This is a genomic window from Methanocalculus taiwanensis (assembly GCF_024372745.1).
Classification (GTDB): domain Archaea; phylum Halobacteriota; class Methanomicrobia; order Methanomicrobiales; family Methanocorpusculaceae; genus Methanocalculus; species Methanocalculus taiwanensis.
In genome coordinates this window covers 1-3,440 of record NZ_VOTZ01000050.1, presented here as the reverse complement: position 1 = coordinate 3,440, position 3,440 = coordinate 1, and the positions used below count along the sequence as shown (strand labels likewise).

The 3,440-nt window shown below is 49.1% G+C and carries 4 protein-coding genes; all 4 read right to left on the bottom strand.

From position 1 onward, the window contains the following. Positions 1-121: 121 nt before the first annotated feature. Complete coding sequence (locus FTO68_RS11665; protein WP_255333586.1) at positions 122-1,297, bottom strand: 4Fe-4S binding protein; 1,176 nt, start codon at positions 1,295-1,297, stop codon at positions 122-124. 32 nt (positions 1,298-1,329) lie between these two features. Continuing rightward, positions 1,330-1,611 carry a 4Fe-4S binding protein gene (locus FTO68_RS11660; protein WP_255333585.1) on the bottom strand — a complete coding sequence of 94 codons (282 nt, stop codon included), beginning with the start codon at positions 1,609-1,611 and terminating at the stop codon, positions 1,330-1,332. Between the two features lie 528 nt (positions 1,612-2,139). Further along, a complete protein-coding gene (locus FTO68_RS11655) occupies positions 2,140-2,940 on the bottom strand; it encodes a formylmethanofuran dehydrogenase subunit C (protein WP_255333584.1) in 801 nt (266 codons plus the stop codon). Between the two features lie 12 nt (positions 2,941-2,952). Beyond that, on the bottom strand, positions 2,953-3,440 hold a 488-nt coding region (locus FTO68_RS11650; protein WP_255333583.1), incomplete at its 5' end, for an amidohydrolase family protein.

The window sequence follows — 3,440 nt, the reverse complement described above, 5'->3', positions numbered from 1 at the left end:
CTATTTTTTCAATATTCTTGAGGAAATCAGGGGATGCATCATCTGTGCGGTAATACCGGTCTGCCAGACGGACAGACAGGTTTTCATCGGAGTAACCCTTTGCTTTTGCCATAATGAAACCTCACGCCGTCTCCATTCTCTTCAGCTGAACCTCTCCGGCCTTGTTTACATCTTCCCTGACCTGTGAAGTCCGTGAAGTCAGAAGCTTTGCTTTGATCGTCTTGAACAGATCGGTCTCTTTGCCTTTGACCCGGATGCCTGTCCTCTTCAGGACAATAATATCCTCGCCGGGGCAGGCGTTCACGCAGGCGCCACAGAGCATACAATAATCTTTATTGACTGCAATCACCGGTTCAAGCTCGCGTTTCAGCTCCTTTGCAGGCTTCGGTGTCGGCAGATAAATCGCATTGCAGGGGCAGACTTCGACACAGGTTGAACATCCTGAGGGGCATTTCTCTGCATTGAAGGTGATATCTCCCTCGAATATCTTCTCGACAGTGATCGCCTCTTCAGGACAGTTCTGTGAACACCATGTGCAGGTACAGCAGTCTTCTGAGACGATAGTAACCTTACCGGGCAGTTTCTTGGATTCAACCGTCCTTACAACGGTGATCGCCTCTTCAGGACATGCCTCGACACAGACCTGGCATGCATCGCAGAGATCTTCATTCCAGACAACCTCGCCTTCCACTGTTCCGGTCGCGGGGGTGAATGGTTTGTGCTCTACCATGATTGCGGGGCAGAGTGCACCACAAATGCCACAGAGATTGCACTTCTCGTCATCAACCGTAAACTCGGTCTTTGCGGTGAGTGCTTTCTGTCTGTCAAGCCCTTCATCGTCTGCTCCTTCAAATAATGGAACATCGCGGTCGATCGCTTCTCTGGGACAGACCTCATCACAGATAGTACACCGGACACACTTCTCGTCATCGATCTCGGTGACCATATCGTACTGTGGAAACCCTTCCTTCTCAAGAATCGGGAGTTTCTCCTCGCCGTCGATCTCCAGGGTCAGCGCATTGAACGGGCACATGATGACGCAGACGCCACAGTACGAGCATTTCTCCGCTTCGATGCTCACTGGTGCATCTACGTCGGTTGAAACTGCTCCTCTGCGAACGGCTCCGACCAGTCCCAGAGAGATTGCCTCTTCAGGGCAGGCTTCGACACATATGCCGCATCCCGTGCAGGTTTCGCTGTCTAAGATCAGGTGGTTCGTCTGCTGAAGGAGCCTCTGCTCCATCACGACTTTCACGCCATCTCTTGTCCTGGAGAATTTTGGAAACAAATTGCTCATAGCCATTGATGAATCCCTCTCTTCTCCTCCAATTAGTGGTGAGCTCCGACACCCTGAGCGGGCGCCCGGTTAGTCTCCCACGGTCCTACCAGTTTAATAACATTGTAGGGACATGCCTCAACGCACACGCCGCATCCGGCGCAGAGCTCGTTATTGACGTCAAGAACAATCGCCTTTCCGTCCCGAACACCATAGATCTTGTCTTTTGTGACCGGATCAACGGTGTACAGCTCCAATGCGTTTACCGGGCATGCAACAACACAATTGTTACAACCAGTACAACGCTCCAAATTGATATGCATTGCAAACGCCATGCTATCATACACCAGCCTTTCTATCGATTAAAATCGATTACTGATATGTTGTGAAATGACACAGATAAATCTTCGTGATCAATTTAGGATATAAGTTAATTATATCTAATTAACTAAATTGAGCTTAATTTGCGTATTAGGATGATTTATTTGGTTAATTGCTGGCTGGATATTGCGTGGATGACCTGATGTTAATGGTGTAAAGTTATTATTTGTTATGAAAACGAAGTTAATTTTTCATATATAACTCTCTATTTTATCACTTTTGCCAAAATTATCTTCAAAAAAGTGTTGAAATGCTAAAAAATTTTATTATTCTGGATATTTTTAAACTGAATAAATAGCACCCCTCGCTTCCCGCGAATCTGTGAAATATACGTGACTCTGATGGTGCTAGTCACCAGGGAGTTATAATATCAAAAAAATCGCTTGTGAAACAACCCTGTGCAGGTAATAGTCATTCAAGATGAAACGGAAAGATATTCCCTTGAATTTTCAAAAAAAAGAAGAGAAGAGTAGTAAAGGGGATTACTTCTTCTTATAGATTTTGCCGTAGATCATCTGGCCCTTGGATTTGGGGTGCCGTTCACCGGTGTCGCCGATGTACTCCGCGAATTTTGCTTTGACGCCCTCAACCTCAAGCTCGACATCTCCGACATAGTTATATCCGGGCATCATGACATCGACGGAGCCGAAGAGATAGATCTCTCCCCGAACCATCTGCCCGCCGAGGCGGCTCTTGGCATTGCCTTTGATGACAGTCTTTCCGCCATCTGCGTGGGTCATGACATGGACATCGACATTGCCGTCGACGACGATCTCTCCGCCCATCATGTAATAGCCGATGTCTGATCCAGCATTGCCTTTGACGTGAATCCTCCCGCCCTGCATTCCTCTCCAGTCGCCACGGTATGCGGCGGCCAGATAGTTGCCTGCATTGCCTTCAACGAGGATCTCTCCACCCTTCATGGCAGTGGCTGCAAAGTGGCCGATATTGCCTTTGGCAGTGATCTTTCCGCCGGTCATCCAGGCACCGACATACATATCGGCATTGCCGTTGATGACCACTTCACCGGCACTCATGTGTGCGCCGATGTACTTTACTTTTATGAGATCTCCGTTTACGACGACTTTCGTCTCTGCTGCGGTTGCTCCACCGTTTCCGGTGACAGTAAAGTAGTCTCCAACTTTGCAGGTTGTATTTCCCATTGCAAGGGGGAGTTCTGCGATCTCATCGGCTTTCTTGCCCGCAAGTGCATCTGGGTTGAAGACCTCAGCCTCAAGGTACAGCGGGGGCTGTTCTTTGATGGTTAATGTTACAGTATCCATTCTTCACCCACCTCACTGTGTTGCATCGATCTCGAATACGTACGGGTTGGGCACATAGTGGTGTGCATACACCTCGTAGTTCTTCTGTGAGACCGTGTAGAACTTGTTGAACTTCAGGGCGATATCGCGCTCGACCTGTGCGTTCTCGTTTGTCTTCACATTCACCCAGAGTGTCCTCTTGTTGCCGTTGGAAACGATCTCGCCTTCATTGATGATCAGCTCACCCTGCTTGAAGAGGAACGCGGCATTGCCGAATGCTGACTCGATCGATTCCGGATCTGATGCGGTCTCGGGGTTGTAGTCATAGACGGCGACATCGCCTTCAAGACCGGGTGTCAGTGACCCATACATGTGGGAGAGACCAAGCGTCTTCGCCGTTCCCGCACGGGTCATCTGTGCGATCTCATAGAGCGAGAGTTCGCGATCCATTGCACCAAGACCGGTTCTGTCACGCACCTTGTCCTCATTCTTCATCCCGGCAAACATCTCGTCACGGGCCT